Origin of the sequence: Streptomyces sp. WAC07094 (assembly GCF_036320405.1) — a bacterium.
Taxonomy (GTDB): Bacteria; Actinomycetota; Actinomycetes; order Streptomycetales; family Streptomycetaceae; genus Streptomyces; species Streptomyces lannensis.
In genome coordinates, this window is record NZ_JAVMJZ010000003.1 from 424,917 (window position 1) to 443,633 (window position 18,717).

The 18,717-nt window shown below is 68.2% G+C and carries 16 protein-coding genes; 3 read left to right on the forward strand and 13 right to left on the reverse strand.

Features of this window, described 5'->3' with window-relative positions:
* Positions 1-127: 127 nt before the first annotated feature.
* Positions 128-721, reverse strand: a complete 594-nt coding sequence (locus RCR19_RS41400) for a helix-turn-helix domain-containing protein (protein WP_331270249.1) — start codon at positions 719-721, stop codon at positions 128-130.
* A 111-nt stretch (positions 722-832) separates the two neighbouring features.
* Between RCR19_RS41400 and RCR19_RS41405 the strand changes: the two genes are divergently transcribed.
* Positions 833-1,843: an NADP-dependent oxidoreductase gene (locus RCR19_RS41405; RefSeq protein ID WP_331270343.1), complete on the forward strand. Its 1,011-nt coding sequence runs from the start codon at positions 833-835 to the stop codon at positions 1,841-1,843.
* 269 nt (positions 1,844-2,112) lie between these two features.
* Here the strand turns inward: RCR19_RS41405 and RCR19_RS41410 are convergent, their stop codons facing one another.
* From RCR19_RS41410 to RCR19_RS41425, 4 genes are all read right to left on the reverse strand, one after another.
* A complete protein-coding gene (locus RCR19_RS41410; protein WP_331270250.1) occupies positions 2,113-2,586 on the reverse strand; it encodes a DUF3618 domain-containing protein in 474 nt (157 codons plus the stop codon).
* Positions 2,583-2,954, reverse strand: a complete 372-nt coding sequence (locus tag RCR19_RS41415; RefSeq protein WP_331270344.1) for a phage holin family protein — start codon at positions 2,952-2,954, stop codon at positions 2,583-2,585. Before RCR19_RS41415 ends, RCR19_RS41410 begins: the two co-directional genes overlap by 4 nt.
* A 371-nt stretch (positions 2,955-3,325) precedes the next feature.
* Positions 3,326-4,384 (reverse strand): YihY/virulence factor BrkB family protein, encoded by a 1,059-nt coding sequence (locus tag RCR19_RS41420; RefSeq protein WP_331270251.1) that lies wholly within the window; start codon positions 4,382-4,384, stop codon positions 3,326-3,328.
* A 244-nt stretch (positions 4,385-4,628) separates the two neighbouring features.
* Positions 4,629-4,832 (reverse strand): hypothetical protein, encoded by a 204-nt coding sequence (locus RCR19_RS41425; RefSeq protein ID WP_331270252.1) that lies wholly within the window; start codon positions 4,830-4,832, stop codon positions 4,629-4,631.
* Between the two features lie 167 nt (positions 4,833-4,999).
* Here RCR19_RS41425 and RCR19_RS41430 point away from each other — a divergent pair, with 167 nt between their 5' ends.
* The gene (locus tag RCR19_RS41430; RefSeq protein ID WP_331270253.1) at positions 5,000-5,989 is read left to right on the forward strand and encodes a magnesium and cobalt transport protein CorA; all 990 of its coding nucleotides are present in this window, start codon (positions 5,000-5,002) and stop codon (positions 5,987-5,989) included.
* A 289-nt stretch (positions 5,990-6,278) separates the two neighbouring features.
* On the opposite strand, the gene RCR19_RS41435 is transcribed toward RCR19_RS41430, so the two are convergent.
* A complete protein-coding gene (locus RCR19_RS41435; RefSeq protein WP_331270254.1) occupies positions 6,279-7,637 on the reverse strand; it encodes a beta-1,3-glucanase family protein in 1,359 nt (452 codons plus the stop codon).
* 435 nt (positions 7,638-8,072) lie between these two features.
* Here RCR19_RS41435 and RCR19_RS41440 point away from each other — a divergent pair, with 435 nt between their 5' ends.
* Positions 8,073-9,284 (forward strand): LacI family DNA-binding transcriptional regulator, encoded by a 1,212-nt coding sequence (locus RCR19_RS41440; RefSeq protein WP_331270255.1) that lies wholly within the window; start codon positions 8,073-8,075, stop codon positions 9,282-9,284.
* 24 nt (positions 9,285-9,308) lie between these two features.
* On the opposite strand, the gene RCR19_RS41445 is transcribed toward RCR19_RS41440, so the two are convergent.
* From RCR19_RS41445 to RCR19_RS41475, 7 genes are all read right to left on the reverse strand, one after another.
* Positions 9,309-11,561: a glycosyl hydrolase family 65 protein gene (locus RCR19_RS41445; RefSeq protein WP_331270256.1), complete on the reverse strand. Its 2,253-nt coding sequence runs from the start codon at positions 11,559-11,561 to the stop codon at positions 9,309-9,311.
* Positions 11,562-12,434, reverse strand: a complete 873-nt coding sequence (locus RCR19_RS41450; protein ID WP_115974413.1) for a carbohydrate ABC transporter permease — start codon at positions 12,432-12,434, stop codon at positions 11,562-11,564.
* Complete coding sequence (locus RCR19_RS41455) at positions 12,431-13,384, reverse strand: sugar ABC transporter permease (RefSeq protein WP_079050892.1); 954 nt, start codon at positions 13,382-13,384, stop codon at positions 12,431-12,433. Before RCR19_RS41455 ends, RCR19_RS41450 begins: the two co-directional genes overlap by 4 nt.
* A gap of 13 nt (positions 13,385-13,397) precedes the next feature.
* Positions 13,398-14,753 carry an ABC transporter substrate-binding protein gene (locus RCR19_RS41460; protein ID WP_331270257.1) on the reverse strand — a complete coding sequence of 452 codons (1,356 nt, stop codon included), beginning with the start codon at positions 14,751-14,753 and terminating at the stop codon, positions 13,398-13,400.
* A gap of 488 nt (positions 14,754-15,241) precedes the next feature.
* Positions 15,242-16,417 (reverse strand): cytochrome P450, encoded by a 1,176-nt coding sequence (locus RCR19_RS41465; protein WP_331270258.1) that lies wholly within the window; start codon positions 16,415-16,417, stop codon positions 15,242-15,244.
* Positions 16,418-16,843: 426 nt separating this feature from the next.
* On the reverse strand, positions 16,844-17,059 hold the full coding sequence (locus tag RCR19_RS41470; RefSeq protein WP_331270347.1) for a hypothetical protein: 216 nt from the start codon (positions 17,057-17,059) through the stop codon (positions 16,844-16,846).
* A gap of 689 nt (positions 17,060-17,748) precedes the next feature.
* On the reverse strand, positions 17,749-18,594 hold the full coding sequence (locus RCR19_RS41475) for a hypothetical protein (protein WP_331270259.1): 846 nt from the start codon (positions 18,592-18,594) through the stop codon (positions 17,749-17,751).
* Positions 18,595-18,717 lie beyond the last annotated feature (123 nt).

An 18,717-nucleotide genomic window follows, 5' to 3' on the forward strand; every position in this document is an offset into this window, starting at 1 on the left:
CTGCAACCTGCCCCCGGGCGCCGGGAAGCTCCACCGGCAGCGGCGCCGCGGCGGGCAACCGCACGCGATCAACGATGAACTTGGCGTTGCCTCCTGCCGAGTGCGCGGCCGGGGCCACTGTCCGATGTCAGCTACGGGTCCGAAGCCGGTGTTCCGCCTCGGGATCGCCGCTCCCTTCGCCCGTCAGGATCGCGCTCGCGACGACCTCGAAGAGGTGATCGGCGCGTGGTGCCAGCGACGGTTGATCGCCGAGCCAGGCGAGCATGGCCACCAGGGCAAACAGATCGGCGCCGTCGATGTCGCTCCGCGCCGTGCCCGCGGCCTGGGCACGGGCGAGGAGCCGGGCACCGGCTGCGCGCAGGGTGACGCACGAAGCGTGGAGTGCTGATTCGGTGTCCTCGATGGCGGCTGTCATCAGCACGGTCACGCCCCGGTACTCGGTTGTCCACGCCACGCAGTCGCGCAGCCACGTGACGAGAGCGATCTCGGGCGAGCTCGACGTCTCGAGTACCCCCGCCTGTGCCGTCAGTTCGTCGAAGCTCGTGCGGAGCAGGGCTTCGAGCAGCGCCTCACGTGTCGGGAAGTGACGCAGCAGGGTCGCCAGCCCGACATCGGCCCGGCGCGCGATGTCGCGCAGTGACACGTCCACCCCCTGCTCGGTGATGGCCGTGTCCGCTACTGCGAGCAGGTGGTCGCGGTTCTTCCTGGCGTCGGCCCGCATCTGTCCCTCTTGACTATCCGGATCAGTGGTCCATATATTCGGATCAGTGGTCCATTTAAGTGGATCGCTGGTCCAGATCAGCGTATCCCGCAGTGCGGGCAGGAGAAGACGATGCCGACACACACGATGAGGGCAGTCCGGATCCATGAGCACGGCGGCCCTGAGGTTCTGCGTTACGACGAGGTGCCGATTACCGGGCCGGGGCCGGGCGAGGTACTTGTCCGCGTACACGCGGTCGGCATCAATCCCCCGGACTGGTACCTGCGCGACGGGCTGACCAACATGCCTCCGGAGACGAGGCCGAAGTTCGACCTGCCCGTGATCCCGGGGACGGATGTGTCAGGCGTCGTCGAGGCCGTCGCCACGGACGTGGAGGGCTTCTCCGTCGGTGACGAGGTCTTCGGTCTCCTTCGCTTTCCCGGCTTCGAGGGCAGCGCATACGCCGAGTACGTGGCCGCGCCGGCGTCGGACCTCGCACACAAGCCGGCCGGCATCGATCACGTACATGCCGCCGGGGCGCCCATGGCCCTGCTGACGGCGTGGCAGTTCCTGATCGAACTCGGACACGATCACCCGTCGCCGTTCCAGGCGGCGCGGCATCGTCCGGTGGCCCTCGACGCCGGCACGACGGTGCTCGTCAACGGCGCCGCGGGCGGCGTGGGGCACTTCGCGGTGCAGCTGGCGAAGTGGAAGGACGCACATGTCATCGCGGTGGCATCGGGCGCGCATGAGTCGTTCCTGCGCGAACTGGGCGCCGACGAGTTCGTCGACTACACCAAGGTTCGCCCCGAGGAACTCGTGCGCAACGTCGATCTTGTTCTCGACGCCGTCGGTGGCCGCGACAGCAAACGCTTCCTGCGCACACTCAAGCGCGGCGGCGCCCTGTTCCCCGTGTTCTTCGGCGAATACGACGACGAAGAGACCGCGAAGCTGGGTGTCACGGTCTCGGGCACTCAGGTCCGCTCGAACGGCGCGCAGCTTGCCGAACTGGGACGCCTGCTCGACGCAGGCACGGTGCACGTCGCGATCGACAGCACGTTTCCGCTGGCGGATGCCCGGGCGGCGCACGAACGCGCCGCCCGAGGGCACATCCAAGGCAAGATCGTGCTCACGGTCGCGTAGGGACGACCCGTGTCATCGACGCGTCCGGCGCTCGCCCTGGGACACTTGTAGCCGCCCAGACGCCGACGCGGAGGCCTTGGGGCGCGCCTCCGAGCAAGGTGACCGCGAGGCCGGCGGCGGCGACCGGCACGGTGACCACGATCTCGGACGGGCTCTGCGCCTCTTCGGCTCCGTCGCCGTACGCCTTGGCGACGCGCACGATCAGGGCAGCCGCCCGCCGACGACGCCCTGATCGAGGGACAAGATCGCAACGGGCGTCGCGAGACGGCTCACCCCTTGTGACGGCGGCCCACCAACCACGCCGTGAGGGCCACACCGGCGGTCGCCAACAGCAGGTTGCGGTTGTCCCGCGCGATCCGTGCGCCCTGAGCGGTCTTCTGCTGCACCGGTTCGGGGGCCTTGTCCTGCCACAGATGGGTGGCCACCGCACGGGACTGACCGATCGCCTGTGCAGTCCTGTCCTTCACCGGAGCGGGCAGCTTGTCCTCGAGATGTTGGGCGGCCTGCGCCGCCCTTTCCCTCAGCTCTCCGGCCTTGACCGCAGCCTGCTCCTTCAGCTCGCCTGTCCTGGCGGTGACTTGTTCCCTGACCACTGTCGCTTTCTCCTGGGCACGTGCCTTGACATGGGTCTTGGCCGCGAGGGCCTCGACCGTCCGGCCGAGCTCCTCGCGGGTCTGCTCGACCTGCTCGCGCAGCTCCTCGGGGCCGGCGGCCGTGGGCTCGTCGTGGGGCGGCTGGGTCATCGGTGCACGCTCTCCTTGATCTCGGCCACATCGGCCTTCACGTTCTCAACCGTCCGCGCCGGTGCAGGCGGTGAGGCCTGGGCAACCTGCCTCTTCCCGCTCCTGGCCATCAGCGCGGTGATCACACCCAGCACTGCGGTGACGATCAGAGCTGCGGCCCACACCGGCAACAGGAGCGCCAGCGCGGCGATCACCGTCGCCACCAGGGCTTGCAACGTGAGAAAGCCGGCCAACCCGGCTCCGCCGAACAGGCCACCCCCCTTTCCGAAGCGCTTGGCCTTCTCCTTCATCTCCGCCTGCGCCAGGCGCATTTCACCGCGAACCAGTTCCGCCAGTTGCTGGGACGCCCTCTGCACCAGCTCGCTCACCGGCTCCTGGCCGGAGGTATGCGGGCTGTGTTCGGTCCCGGACGACTGCGGCTGCGTGCTCGACACGGCGGTCACCTCCCGTCCATCTCGGTCTGCGGGCCGGGCACTCCGACCCATTCACCGGGCGCGGGTACCCCGAACGCCGAAGTTCAGGGCGGGCGCGCGGCCGGCGCGAGAAATCGTCTTTCGGTGCGGCACCGGCATGGGGGCGCACGGCATTTTCACGTCCGCCCTCACCGGGGTTCCCATCCCCTGGGATGTGCACGCCTCAAGCCCGACAACAACCCCTTGACCTGCGGTTATCCCAAGCCTTACGACCGTCGGTAATCGGCCCGACTGCCGGGATCGGTCGGTCACTTGGTGTGCGACGGTCACGATTCGTCCAGTCGGCGCAGGTCTTCCTCATCCCACTTCCGTGTGTCGCGCGGCTCGGTGTAGGGCTCCTTGTCCACAGGCAGACCGCCCGCGATCGCCCGTTGCCGTACGGTCTCGGCGTCGAACTCCAGGCCGAGAAGGACCGCCAGGTTGCTCATCCACAGCCAGATCAGGAAGACGATGACACCGGCCATGGTTCCGTAGGTCTTGTTGTACGAGGCGAAGTTGGCGACGTAGAACGCGAAGGCGCCGGAGGCGACCAACCAGATGACCAGGGCGAGGAAGCTGCCCGGTGTGATCCACCTGAACCCCTTCACCCGGGCGTTAGGGGTGGCCCAGTACAGAAGCGCGATCATGCTCGCTGCCAGGACCACCAGGACGGGCCACTTGGCGATCGACCACACCGTCAGCGCGGTGTCGCCGATCCCGAGGGCCGTGCCGGCCTGACGGGCCAGCGCGCCGGTGAAGACGACGATCAGGCCGCTGGCGACGGCGAGCGCCATCAGGACGACCGTCACCCCGACCCGTACGGGAAGGATCTTCCAGACCGGGCGGCCTTCCGGCATGTCGTACACCCGGTTGGCCGCGCGGATGAATGCGGCCACATACCCCGAGGCCGACCACACCGCCAGGACGACACCGACCACCGCCATGATCGACCCGATCCCGGCGTTGTCCTGCAACTGCGAGACGGCCGCTGTGATGATGTCGCGGGCGGAGCCCGGAGCGAACTGCTTGAGGTTGTCGAGCACCGAGTCCGTGGTGGACTTGCCGGTGAGACCGAGCAGCGACACCAGGACCAGCAGAGCCGGGAACAGCGACAACAGTCCGTAGTACGTGAGTGCCGCGGCCCGATCGGTCAGTTCGTCGTCCTTGAACTCCCGCAGCCCGCCCCTCAGCACCGCCCCCCACGCCCTCTTCGGCAACTGCGTCGGCGTATCCGGCGCACGCCGCTCGACCCCGGGCCCGGGTCCCACCTCCTCGGGCCGCGGGACCTCACGTTCCGAAGCCTCGTCGTGGCCGGGGTGCTTTCGCCCTGGAAGATGCAGCTTCATGACCCGTCGAGTACCCCCGAAGACCCACTTCATCAGACGGTTGATGCCGTTGCGGTCCATGAATGTCCCCGCTGAGGCGCACCCTGGTCCACTGGCTCAGTGGTGTGCAGGTGTGGGTGGTCGATCTCCCCGCGCGCCTTGGTGCCGAGGGTCACTCGCCGTCTCGCTCAGCTCGACGGGGCCGGTTCACGAACTACTCCCCGCCAGGGCGGGTCGCCTGGTCGTGAACCGCCGTACGGCAGCGTCAGGCCGCATCGATGTGCTGAGCGGTCGGCCCAGCCGGACTGCTCTCGACGGCGGACGCGCCGGCGTCGTGTACCAGCCACAGGTGACGTCGCCGGGCGTGGCGCGGCGTCCGCGGCCCGGCCGACAGCCGGTTCTCGATGTGGTCCATGGCGTACAGCAGCACACCCAGGACGGGCAGCAGCAACACGGCGACGACTATCACAGCCCAGTTCCCTCCCGGTGGGTGGCATCGGCCGGGTTCCCACCACGGCTCGGTCAACAGCCGATTCATGTGAAGGTTTTGTGTCCACCAGGTGCAGATGGCGTCCTGCTGGTGGGGCCGATCGCTCCCTGTGCATGGAACGTGGCGGCGGAAGCACCCGAGAGGGCATGGAGTGTGTGATCTACCGAGAGCAGACGGGCGAGTGCGAGAAGGTCGACATCCGGCAGGAGGACGGCGGATGCCAAGACACCCTCGACCGCCTGGCGGTGCTCAAGCCCGACGAGTTCGCCTGGATCCGGATGGACGACCCCCGTGAGGACGAGCTGGAGCGGCTGGGTAAGTACCTGCAACTGCATCCTCTGGCGATCGAGGACGCCGTCCAAGCGCCCCAGAGGCCGAAGCAGGAACGCTACGGTGACGTGCTGTCGGTCGCCGTGAAGACGCTGTGGTTCGTCGAGCGAACCGCTGATGTGGAAACCGGCGAAGTGATGATCTTCCTCGGCCCGTCCTTCGCGCTGACCGTGCGCCACGGCGCTCTCGATCCGACCGTGGAGGCGGCCTGCCGCCTGGAAGACGCCCCGCAATCGGCACTTCTCGGACCGGTGAGCGTCCTGCATACGGTCATCGACGTGATCGTCGACGCCTACATGCAGGCGGCGGCCCAGGTCCGTGCGGACCTCACCGACCTGGAACGGTGTGTGTTCTCACCCGCCCGCGAGGACCTGACGGAGCAGATCTACACGCTCAAGCGGGAAGTGGTCGAGTTCCGCGACGCCGTCGGGCCTCTGGTCCCCGTTGTGCAGCAGTTCACCGCGCCGCATGACGACTGGCCGCGGCAGATGGTGCCGTACTTCCGCGACGTCGCCGACCACCTCACTCGCACCGACACCGAAGTCCGCGCCCTGGACGACCTGCTCGGCTCCGTCCTCGACGCCCACCTGGCGAAGGTTGGCACCTGGCAGAACGACGACATGCGCCGCATCAGCGCATGGGCTGCCATCCTGGCCGTCCCCACCCTGATCGCCGGCATCTACGGCATGAACTTCGCCCACATGCCGGAACTGGACTGGCGCTACGGCTATCCGTGCGCGTTGGCCGCGATGGCCCTCGGGGCGGGACTGCTGTACCGGGCCTTCCGCCGAAACGGCTGGCTCTGACGCCCCGAACCGCCCCTCCCCTCAGCCATCGGACGAGCCGCCGCTGCCGGTCGTCGAGTCCGGCATGACCGGCGGGCAGCTACCGGCGCCCGCCTGCACTGAGGCCGTACGCGGTCGCACAAGTGGCTCTGCACTGCCGGCGTCGCCACCTCCGCCACGAGGATCGCAAAGGCTCTACGCCGCCGTACACACCGCAGGTGCCAGGAGGGTCCGGCCGGGTCGGTGTGACCCGGCCGGACCCCCCGGTCAGGCAGTCAGCGCGTGTTCGGCGTCCGCGCCACCGGAGCGGCTACCAGCCGACGGCGACCAGGAGCCATTGCGGGTTGGCGTGGGAGATGAAGGAGGACTGGCCCGCCACGTCGTCATAGGGGAAGCCGTAGGCGAGGCGGTTGATGGCGTTGTCGTGCCAGAACTTGGCGTAGTAGTTCGCCGGTGCCGCCTTGTAGAACTGGGCCGGGTCGGACTGCTGGGAGGCCGGCAGGGTGGCGACGTGACGGTTGAGGGCGGCGCACATGTCCGGGTTACCCGCCAGGGAGGCGGCGCAGCCGAAGATGTCGGACGTGGCCGCGTTCACACCCACTGACTGGGCGTAGGCGGTGAAGTAGTTCGCGTTGGCACCGCCCGCCCGGAAGCTCGGGTCGCTGCCGGGCGCGATGATCCGGTACGGGGCCTGGGTCTGGGCCAGCACCTTGAAGGGGGCCGGAACTGCGTCGGTGAATCGCTGGAAGGTGGTGGCGCGGTCCTCGGCGAAGGTCTGCCGGTTCTCGCCCACCTCGACGTCGTAACCGTCCTTGGTGTGCAGGCGCATGGCCAGCTTCAGGCCGAAGGCGTCGACCCGGGTGGTGTTGCCGTTGAAGACGTTGTTGCCGACCGTGAACTCGATGAAGTCGTAGTACGGGCCGTTGGGTGACCCGAGGTAGAAGTACATGCGGCCGGCGGAGTTGGCAGGCATGTCGAGATAGGGCTGCTCGGCGATGGAGTGCACCTGGCCGTTGAAGCTCCAGTACACCTGGCTGTCGGGGTACTTGCCGTTGGTGCGGTTGAGGATCTTCACCTCGACGGCGTTGCTCGCCGGAGGTATGTCGCTGGTACTGCCCCAGAAGTCGTCCGGCGGGGTGGTGGTGCCGCCGGGCCCGTAGACCTGGAACTCCCACAGGGAGTAGCCGTAGGGGGTGCCCCGCGTGGTGCCGTAGATGCGGACGTAACGGCCGCTGCCGGTGATGGCGATGTTCTGGATTCCGCCGGTGGCGGTGGTGGTGGAGTGGACGGTGGTCCAGGTGTTGGCGTCGGTGGAGGTCTGGATCTGGAAGGCGGTCGCGTAGGCGGCCTCCCAGTTCAGGGTGACGCGGCTGAGCTGCTGGACGGACCCGAGGTCGACCCGTAGCCACTGCGGGTCGGAGAAGGCCGAGGACCAACGGGTGCCCGTGTTGCCGTCGACCGCCGCGCTAGCGGGGAATGTTCCGTTCTCGGTCGAGGAGGCGGTGGCAGGCCTGCCCTGGGAGAGCAACTGGTCGGCGGCGCGTGCGGGCGACGGTGCGAGGACTGCGAGGAAGGCGGCGATCAGGACGACGACCAGGCCGAGTGCCGCGCGTGAGCGTGCGGCGCCGGCCGGTGGTCTGCGGGTGAATGCGCTGGCGGAACTCTGCATGCGGAGTCTCCTCAAGCCGGTTCGGCGTGCGTGGGGGATGGAGCAACAGCAGACATGAGAGCGCTCTCTGGGGTTGTAGCCCCATCCTCGTCCACCGTCAACAACTGAAGTCAAAATCAGTCCGGTTACGACGCTGCGGACTCCACGGCGCTGATCTCGGCGTGGTTTCGCGTACAGCGCGTCCGTCGCGTTCGGCTTCCGACCGTATGGCTGCCCCAAGTCGACCTGCTTTTACATGCCTTGACGTACGCGCTACGGAACACCTCATCGCCGGGGCAGGCGTCGTCGCAGTCCAACACGAGGCGCCCCGCCTGGATCGCGCCGTCGATCCGACCCCGGCCGGCCGACAGCTCGACCACGGCCCGGGGAAGCTGTCCGAATACGCCCCGGAGGCGATGAACGCCCCTGGGACACCCTGGGTCACATTCGGCCTTCTTGCGCCGCACGGCCGTGGTCTGCCCGTCTGGCCTCGACAGCTTCCGTATGAACGATAAAAATGAGGGTTCCAGCGTGGGCGAGGGAGAGAACGTGACAGCCGGTTTCCGCGACGCACGTCCGGCGTCTGCGCAGTCCGTGACGATTTCGGACGTCGCCGAGGCGGCGGGCGTGTCTCGGCAGACGGTCTCCAACGTGCTCAACGCACCGGACCGTGTACGCGCAGAGACACGGGAGCGGGTCTCCCGGGTCATCGCCGAACTCGGCTACCACCCCAACCATATGGCGCGCTCCCTGCGGGCGAGTTCGCCCCGCATGATCGGCTGTCGCATCCTGCCCGTGCATGCGGAGACGGTGGCCGCCATCCAGGACCGGTTCCTGCACGCGCTCGCCGAGGCCGGGCAGGAGTGCGACCATCATGTGCTGCTCTTCACAGCCGCGGATGCCGCCGCGGAGACCGAGCGGTGCACGACTCTGTGGCGCGCGGGCGCCGTGAGCGGCGTGGTGCTCTACGACATCGCGCCGGACGACGCGCGGGTGAGCCGACTCACCGCGGCCGGTGTGCCGTTCACGGCATTCGGTCGTACGGCCACCAGCACGGAGCAGTACAGCTGGGCCGACGTCGACAACGCGGCGGGCACCGCCGCCGCCATTGACCATCTGGTCGCCGCAGGTCATCGGCGCATCGGATTCCTGGGCTGGCCCGAGGGGTCCAGTGTCGGCGATGCCCGGGCACGCGGCTGGCTCACGGCCATGGACCGGCACGGTCTGCTCGCCGGGAGCCACCGCCTCGACGTGCGAGGCGCCGACACGACGTCGAGCGGCACCCGGCTGATGGCCGAGCTGCTTGACCGACCCGGCCCGCCGACCGCGGTCGTCGCGGCGACCGACACCCTTGCGGTGGGGGCCCTTCACTCTGTGCGCGACCGCGGGTTCATCCCTGGTCGGGACATCGCCGTGGTGGGCTTCGACGATTCCCCCGCGGCCACGGCGCTCGGGCTGACCAGCGTTCGTCAGCCGATCGAGGAAGTGGGCCGGCTGGTCATGGCGGAGATGCTGCGGCTCACAGGCCGGACTTCGGGTGCGGACGGTGAGTCGCCCGCGGAGTCCTTGCATCGGGTCCTGACACCGGAACTGGTGGTCCGCGCGAGCTCGGCACCGCACAAGGATTCACCTTTGTCCGACCTGGACGCGCACTCTCTGCGCCCCTGACGAACCGGCAGGTGCCGCGGCACCTCATCGATGTCGTGAGGGCGTCCTCGTGGAGATCGTGAGCTCTCCCCCGGTCGGTACATGCCGCAACGTGCCCGCCGTTTCCACAGGGAGCCGTTCGCCCGAGCGCAGCCGCACCGTAGTGCCGTCGGAACGGATGTCCACGTCGAAGACACGGCCCCGCCAGCACAACCGTTGCAGGGTGATGCCCTCCAGCTCGACGGGCAGGATCGGCGCGAGGGCGATCCGGTCAGCACGCAGGCGCAGCCCCGAATAGCCGTACAGGAACTCCTGCAGGAAGCCGGCGTGGCCGGTCAGGAAAGTGAAGGCACCTCCCGTGCGGGCTTCGGCGAACTGCTCGAAAGGCGGTCTCACGAACGGTTCGACGCTGCGCCGGGTGTACTCGAAGGCCTTCTCGGCGTCGCCGAGTTCGGCGTGCACGATGGAGTGCACCGAGTCCGTCATCGACGGCCCGTCCTCGTGGGTGCGGGCCGCGTAGTACTCCAGGTCGGCACGTGTGACCTGCGAGGGCTGCGGGTTCTCCCACGGATAGGCGAGCATCACCACATCGGCCTGCTTGATCGTCTGTCCCGCGTAACCGTCGAACTCCGGGTGGATACCGCGCACTTCGTCGAACGGAACGACGATGCGCTTCGCGACCGCGGCCCACCGCGGATCGGCGCTCTCGCCGAGGGCCTGTGCCGCTCCGGCGGCGAAGCGCAGGGACTCCCGCGCGGCGACGTTGGTGTACACGGAGTCGTCGTGCGGTCCCACCGCGTACTCGTCCGGCGGGATCACGCCGTTGATATGGCAGCGGCCCTCGGCATCGGGGGTGACACGGCTCGTCCAGAAGTCGGCGATCGCGCTCAGCACCGGCAGCCCCGCGGTACGCAGCCACTGCCTGTCACCGGTGGCGAGCCAGTACTGCCAGAACGCCAGGGCCACATCGGCGCTGATGTGCTGTTCGAGGCGTCCGAAGGGCGCCCAGTCGGGGGTGTCCTCCTCACCGGTGAGACCGCTCTCCCAAGGGAAGCGGGCTCCCCGGTGGCCCCCCTCGCTCGCGGCGACACGGGCCGCGTCGAGACGCGCGAGGCGGTAGTCGAGAACGCTGCGTGCGATGTGCGGATGCTGAGCGAGCAGCGCGGGCCAGATCCAGGTCTCGGTGTCCCAGAAGACGTGGCCGTTGTAGCCGTCGCTGGACAGTCCGGCGGGCGACGGCGACCAGGGCGAGTCCTCGTGCACGCTGGTGAGGAGGTAGAACTTCGAGGCCCGTACCCGGCGTTGCAGCAACGCATCGCCACGTACGACGATGTCCGCCTCCCATTCCCGTTGCCAGGCACGCCGGTTGTCCTCCGCCAGGCGCCCGTAGCCCTCGCGGGCGGCCCCTTCGGCATGGACTCGGGCTGTGCCCAGTGGCTCGGCCTCCGTGTGGGACGTCACCACGGCCACGTACTTGGTGAATGTCAGGGGGCGTCCGGGGGACGTGCGGACGCGGAGCGTCTGCGCCGCGCCTCCGTCCGGCGCGGGGAAGGGCTCCTCGTGGGCTGAACCCACGCCACTTTCCGGCCCCCGCAGAACGGAGACGAGCGCGGCCGTGATGCCGCTGCCCTCGGCTTCCACGAGCGTCCAGATCCGCCCCTGGTCGCCACCCCGCTCCACGGTCCGGACGCGCGATCCGGCCCGCTCGTCCAGCGCGTCGGTGATGACGAGTTCACCCTCCCAGAGCGGCGTGACCGTCACGCTCACGACGGCCACGTGCGGCCTTGACCGGTCGGTGAACACCTCGTAGCGCACGTCGGTCATCCGACCCGCAGGAGAGTTCCAGCGGGCTTCGGTGGTGATCACCCCGGTGCGCAGATCGAGGCTCTGCCGGTACCGTTCGATGCCGCGGGCCGACCCGGCGCGCGGGCTGCTCACCGGAGCCCAGTCCCCTCCGATCAGCGGTTCGCTCTCGACGACGGTTGTCTGCGCTCCGGGCGGGTCGGCGAACGCGGCATTGAACGAACCGCTGCCGTCGCTCACATCGAGCGTGGACCACGCCGGCAGGGACGCCTTACGGGACCATGTGCCTTCGCGGCCGGTGTAAAGACCCGCTACGTGGAACTGGGTCCGTACGGGGGTGTCGGCGAAGCCGTTGCCCGCCGCCGGGACCCGTGCCGCAAAACGGCCGTTGCCGGTGAAGGCGGGGTGATAGCCGACGGATGAAACAGGATCATCCGTGGCCAGCACCCATGCGCCGGCGGCCGGAAGGGGGCTGCCGCTGGTCGGAGCGCTCAACTACTTCAGACCTCCTGCCGTCAGGCCGTCCACGATCCGCCGCTGGAAGAACAGCACGGCTGCGACGAGCGGCAGGGTGACCACCACGCCCGCGGCCATCTGCGTGCCGAAGGGCTGGTCGTACTTGTACTGTCCGGTGAAGAGGGACACGATCACGTTGGCGGTCATCATGTGACGGTCGTTCACCACGCTGACAGCGATGAGGAATTCGTTCCACGCGCTGATGAAGACGAGGATCGCCGTGGTGAAGACGCCCGGCGCGGCCAGCGGGAGCACGACCTTGCGGAAGGCCTGCGCCGGTGTACAGCCGTCGACCTGGGCGGCCTTCTCCAGTTCGGCGGGCATCTGGCGGAAGAACGCGGTGAGGTTCCACACCGCCAACGGCAGGGCGAAGCTCATGCTCGGGACGATCATCGCCTGGTAGGTGTTGATCCATCCGACATCCGTGAAGAGTCGGAGCAGCGGGACGACCAGGATGATCGGAGGGAACATCGACGCCGCGATGATCAGCGTCAGGATCAGTGTCTTGCCGCGGAACTGCAGCCGCGCCAGGGCGTATCCGGCGAAGATGCCGACGACCAGGGTGGCTCCGGTGGTGACTCCTGCGACGACGAGGCTGTTGACGAGCGCCCGGCCGAAGCCGTTGTGCGGGTCGAAGGCGGCCGTGTAGTTGTCGAAGGACGCAGGGGCCGGTAGCGGTGCGTTGGAGAACTGGTCGGCCGGCCTGCGCAGGCTGGACACCACCATCCAGTAGAACGGTGCCAGGCAGTACGCGACGATCGCGGCGATGCCCAGGCGCCCGGCCCAGGCCACGCCCCGCCCGCCCCCGCCCACACCGCGCCGCCGACGTCGTGTGAAGGACAGCGTGCTCATGACTCACTCCTGGTGCCCCGGCCGAGCAGATCGGCGCCGAACAGCTTGACGAACGCGAGGGCGACAACGGCGATGTAGACGAACAGGACGGACGCGTACGCGGCAGCCGAGCCGAAGCGCAGATTGGTCATCTCGTTGAAAGCGATCATCGACAGCGTCTCGACCGAGTGCTTGCGCGGCCCCACCAGGACATACGGCAGGTCGAACATGCGCAGTACGTCCAGCAGCCGGAACAGGACGGCGACCACGAGGGCCGGGCGGACCAGGGGCAGCGTGATCCGCCAGAAGACACGCCATGCGGACGCGCCGTCGACGCGGGCCGCCTCGTACAACTCGCCGGGGATGATCTGCAGCCCGGCGAGTACGAGCAGGCCGATGAACGGCGCGGTCTTCCAGGTGTCGGCGACGACCACGGAGAGCCAGGCGTGGAACCCCTCGCTGCTCCACAGGATCTGGGTGCCGAGGAGATCGTTGGCGACTCCCTGGCTGTTGAAGATCCATTTCCAGAGCATGCCGGATATCGCGGTGGGAATGGCCCAGGGCACCAGGACGGCCGCGCGGACCAGTGCCCGGCCCCGGAAGGCACGGTGCATCACGAGGGCCATGGAGACGCCGATGAGGACTTCGAGAGTGACCGATGCGAGGGCGAACGACGTGGTGTTCCACCAGGGCCGCAGGAGGCGGTCGTCCGTGAACACGGTCGCGTAGTTACCGGTTCCGTAGTGACTGGTGTTCGCCACGAAACCGGTGTGCGGATCGATGCCTTCGGTGGACACCTGGAAGGACAGCCGCACGGCTGCCACCACCGGATAGCCGATGACCAGGGCGAGGACCAGGAGCGTGGGCGAGAGCAGGGCAGCGGCCAGGCGGCCGGTCCCGGCCCGGCGCGAGGTGCGCGGGGGCCGGGACGCCGGGGCTGTGCGCCCCGGCGTCGGGGCTATGACGGACACGAGCGGGCCCCGCCTACTTCTCTGAGATCGCCGCTGAGAGGTTCTTCTGCATGTCGGCGAGTGCGTCGTCGACGGACTTCGAGCCGTTCAGGGCGGCCGCGGCGCTCTCCTGGATGGCGGCGGTGGCGTCGCCGTAGTGCACCACGACCGGCCGGGGTGTCGCGGTGGCCAGCGACTGCTTCAGCGTGTCGAGGTACGGGAACTGCTTGCGCAGCGCGGGATCGTCGTAGAGGTCGGTGTACGGCGGGGCCGCCGAGGTGACCTTGAGATTGGTCCGGGCGTTGTCCTCGTCGGAGAAGAACTTGATGAAGTCGAGGGCAGTCGCCTTGTTCTTGGCGAACTTGCTGATGGCGAGGTCGAGTCCGCCGAGGCTCGACCTTCCGGGCCCGGACAGCCCGGGCAGCGGGGCGACGGCGAACTTTCCGGCCACCTTGCTGGAGCCGTCCTTGGCGTTGGCCAGCGTCCACTGGTACGGCCACTGCCGGTGGAAGAGCAGCTTGCCCGACTGGAAGGCGCGTCGGCCGTCCTCTTCCTCGTAGGTGGCGGCCTGCTTGGGGATGGTGCCGTCCTTGAAGCCGTCAACCAGGAACTGCAGGCCATTCTTGGCGGCGTCGGTGTCGACCGTCGCCTTGCCCTTCGCGTCGACGACGCTGCCGCCCGCGGAGGCCACGGCCTCGGAGAAGTTGACGGTGAGGCCCTCGTACTTGTCGAACTGGCCCGCGTAGCAATCGATGCCCTTGCCCTCGGGCAGCTGTTGCACCTTGGCGCAGTCCTGCTTCATCTCGGCCCAGGTCGCGGGCGGTTCGGCCCCGATCTTGTCGAGCAGGTCCTTGCGGTAGAAGAGCAGCCCCGCGTTGGTGTTGAACGGTATAGCGTACTGCTTGCCGAAGTAGTCACCGGTCTTCACGACGGCCGGGATCATCTTGTCGAGCGGGAACTCCTTGGCCGGCAGCTCGTCGATCCACTGGTTGGCGGCGAACTCGGCGACCCAGATCGGGTCGAGGTTGAGCACGGTGTAGGCGTCCGACTTGGTCTGCGCGTTCTGGATGAACTGCTGACGCTGTTGGTCCGCGCTCTCCGGTAGTTCGACGAGGGTGACCTTCTCGCTGGGGTGCTGCTTGTTCCAGCGGTCCAACTGGCCTTGCAGGGTACCGGTCGTGTCCTTGCCGGTGGCCAGGGTGATCGGACCGCGGTCGTTGGACTTCTTCGGGCCCCCCTTGGAGTCGCCCGAGCCCGAGTCGCCGCATCCGGCGAGCAGCGACGCGCACACCATCGCGGCGATCGCCGCGGCGGCCCGCCGCCGCTGCCTCGCTCCCCCGTGGCCAGGGGGTGTCTGTCCCACGCCGAACACCATCCGCAACGAACTCACCGTGGCCTCCTCGCCTTTCACCGGCCGGTCGCCGAGCACGCCACGAGTCGGCTCCCCGGCGGCATCTCGTCGACGACCGTAACTCCGATTTGATCGTTCAAGATGGCCTCGGCAGAGCATCCCGTCAACCCCTGGGCACGGAATCCACCCACTCCAACAGACCTGCCCACGCCCCTACAAGGGCATCCGGTGCAGTTCCGCCCGCTTCCGACCCGACCTCAAAATTTGATCGTTCATATCAGGCTTCTTCACGAGTGAAGGCGCGCAAGGCTTCTGACGGCGTGGGGGAAGTCGGCGACGGCCGGCCGAGTGTGAAGCGACGGGACATTCCGGCACAGAGCTTCCCGGCACCCGGTTGTTTGCTCGTTGCTCGGCGCGGGCCGAGCAACCCCAGCGGACGACGAAGCCGGGTCCGGTCATCTCACCTGCTCTGGCCGTCGGCGACACCCGTCAAGTCGTGGAAATGTCGCTACCTGACGGCAGGGCGATCACGCAGGCTTGTGCCACAGCACGTGCAGAGCGGGGACCTTGCGGAAGACCAGACCGTGCGGAGCGGTGGGACGGTCCCGGTCGAGACGCAACCCGGGAAGGCGCTGGAGCAGACGCTGGAGGGCGATGCGGGTCTCCAGGCGGGCGAGATGCGCCGCCAGGCAGTAGTGCGGGCCGTGCGCGAAGGCCAGTTGGAGCCGTGTGTTCTTCCGGCGGACGTCAAAACGATCGGGGTCGGAGAAGACGTCCGGGTCGCGGTTGGCGCCGGTCAGCGAGACGCTGACCAGGTCACCGCGGCGGATCGTGGTCCGGCCGAGGACGGTGTCACGGGTTGCATAGCGGTCCACGACGGCAGCACCGGGTTCGAGACGCAGGGACTCCTCGATCGCGCCGTCCAACAGACGGGGGTCCTCCCGGACCAGGTCGAGTTGGTCGGGGTGTTGCAGCAACTGCAGCAGCGCATTGGTGATCATCCCTTCGGTGGTCTCTATGCCTCCGAACATCAGAACCGCGGCATTGGAAGCGACTTCCGGCAGCGCCAGCCGTCCGGCGGCGGAGACGAGGAGCGAGGAGGGGTCCTGCTCGGCGACGGTGGCTTCCACCGCTGCCCGAAGTTGCCGATACGCCGCGGTACCGGCGGGTCCGGCCTCATGTCCGGCGGTGATGTCGGAGACCGACTTCACGATGGCGTCGTACCAGGAGAGCACCGTGGCCGCCGGGGTGTCGACGAGACCGAGTGCATGAGTGACGACGGCGACCGCTAGCGGACCGGCGAAAGCCCGTCGCAGTTCGCCGACGCCCGCCGGTTCCAGCGCGGTGACGAGCCGGTCCGTCTCTTCCTCGATGAACGAGGCGAAACCGTCATACACCTCTCGGGGACGGAAGGGGGCGGTGAATGCCTCCCGGTGGCGGGAGTGCGGGTCGCCGTCCAGGGACAGCATGCTCGGCCCGACGACCTGTGCGGTGGAGAAGCGGGGGTCGTCCACGGTGAACGTCTCGGCGTCCCGCATCACGCTCAACGCCAGGTCCCGACGGGTCACCAGCCAGCCGTCCAGCTCGGGCAGCCAGGACACGGGCTCATGCGCGCGGAGCAAAGCCAGCCGGGGGTGCGGGTCGTCGGCCAGTTCCGCGAGGGTGGTTGCGGCTCCCAGCGGAAACGAGTCGGCGTCGCTCATCACGAACTCGGGCCGGACACGGGAAAAACGATCACAGCCAAGGCTAACAACCGCTGTCAAGGCGAAGTGGATCGGGGCTGTGCGCGGACACCGCGTCGATATCGGGGATCCTCATCCAGCCGCCGAGAGCGCGGCCGCAGACACCGGGCCCGGCACGCACCCCGGCCCGCCATGGCCGATGAACCGCGCTCCCCCACCTACGCGAGGTGGGGGCTCGCCTCTGTACGGGTCTGCCTGGCCGCTTCGGCGCCCCCGTCCCGCGCTGACGACGCACTGATCAAGGCGACGTGCGGCCGGACGGCGCCGACCCTCCAGCACCTGGGGCAGGTGGTGATGAGCCTCGGCCGCATTTTGATGGGCGCGGCAGACCGTGGAATCCACGCTCACCACACTCCAGCCGACCCGCTCCTCGATACCCGACAGCTCCTATGAGCGGTAGTTGTCGCTCATGGTCGGCGATGAGCCATGCATCGTATTGGCGTTGTAGGACACCCGGTCGTTGTACGCCTGCACCCGCCGCGTTTGCTCGATGAGGAGCCCATCGGCGTTCCGGGTGGTGCCGCTACCGCGGCGCACAAGCTTGACGATCAGGGTGACCGCCAGTACCACCATGAGTCCGAGCAGGACGCCGAGCTCGATCATGAAATCCCCCGTTTGCCGCTACTCCACTGAGCCCTCATGACAGTGAGACCCGGTGGCGTCCCAGGTCAAGGGCCTTGCGGCCAGAAGCACGTCAGATCGGTTGGTCAGTGTTCGGATCGAGCCCATTGACCACCTTCTGCCTACTCATGCACCCCTCCTCCGGACGATACCTCGAGTGACAGAGCGCCGACGCCGAGACGATCGGCATCCATCTGTGCGCGCAACGAAACGCGGTGCGGGAGGGCTTCGCCCAGGCCGAGAATGCGCGGTATGTCGAGGAGCCAGTGCCTGCGTCGCCGCCGCGTGCGTCGCAGGCTCCCGTAGTTCCCTCGGCCGCGAGACTCGGTGGGTTTCAAGCTCGTGTGCCGGTCGAATGCGGACGGGCTGACGTCCGTATGGCCACACCTTGAGGAATGCAATCTCGACAACGGCGAGGATCTTCGGGTCGATGCGCTTGAGGCGGCGGCCCTCTCGTGGATGGGCTCGCTGTGTGTGTGGCGTGCCGGCCGGATGCATTCCTCGAGTGAGCAGGTACGACGACGCCCCGTCGTCCGTGAAGGACGACGGGGCGTCTGGGCGTCTGGGCGTCTGGGCGTCTGCGCTGCTTCGGTCAGCGCCGGACCCGCTCGTGCGTCCCTATCACCGCCGCGGTGAACGCGGCGGTCACCGCCACCCGGGTCCGAATCCGCTCAACCCCGCTGCTGCGCGGTGGAGTTCTTCACCAGCTCGGTGACATCACCGGTCTGTGCGGCGGGAGGGGCCTTGATCGGGGCCGTGGCGCCGAACTTCTCGAAGTCCATCGTCACCGTCATACTGCCGAACCGCTCCTTCATCCGGACCGGGAGGTCCTTGGCCCCGACCCAGATGTCCATGGTGATCGAGTCGCCACCGCCGGTCGTCGAGCCGAAGAGGCTGTTCTGGTCTCCGAAGGCCTCCTTGAACTTGCCCAGGTGATCCTTGTCGACCACGGCCCGGTAGTGGGTCGCGCTCTGCCCGTCGACGGTCTCCTTGCCGAGGTCGTCGACATTGTTTGCGTACTTGAGGCCCTTCATAGCGAGCGCGGGACTGCCCGCGCCGGAGTTCCCCTGGAACGCCTGCGCGCCCTTGTCGCCGAACACCGCCGACGCGTCGATCTTCATCCACTCCTTGCCCTTGAGCGGGCCGGAAGGCTGCGGGTCGATGTCGTAGTAGTAGGCGCCGTCCACAAACACACTGCGAGTCTTCGCAGTGGCGTGCAGCTGCTGCATCTGGGTGGCCTTGGTATCGAGCATGACGTCGAACGCGAAGCCGTGGCCCCAGGAGAAGGTGCCGTCCATGGTGATCGGGCTGGTCGTCGCCGCTTGGGTCGTCATCCTGACCTGGGCGGAACCCACGTTCTCGGTCCGATCGGTCGCCCGCGTCAACGCCGCCATGATCAGGTCGGCCTTGTCGACGGCCTTGGCGGCCGACTTCGCGCCGTCCGTGCCGCACGCGGACGTCACCATCAACGCCGCTGCCGTGACCCCTGCCCAGGCTGCGGTGTGCCGCAGTCTCATCTGTCCCACCCCACTGCTGTGATCCTCTTGTGAACGCCGACTCTAGCGGGGCCCAGTGACACACCTCCGAGTATTTCCGGGTGGCACACGCGTCTCGCCCGCAGTCGGAGCAAGCACGCCGAC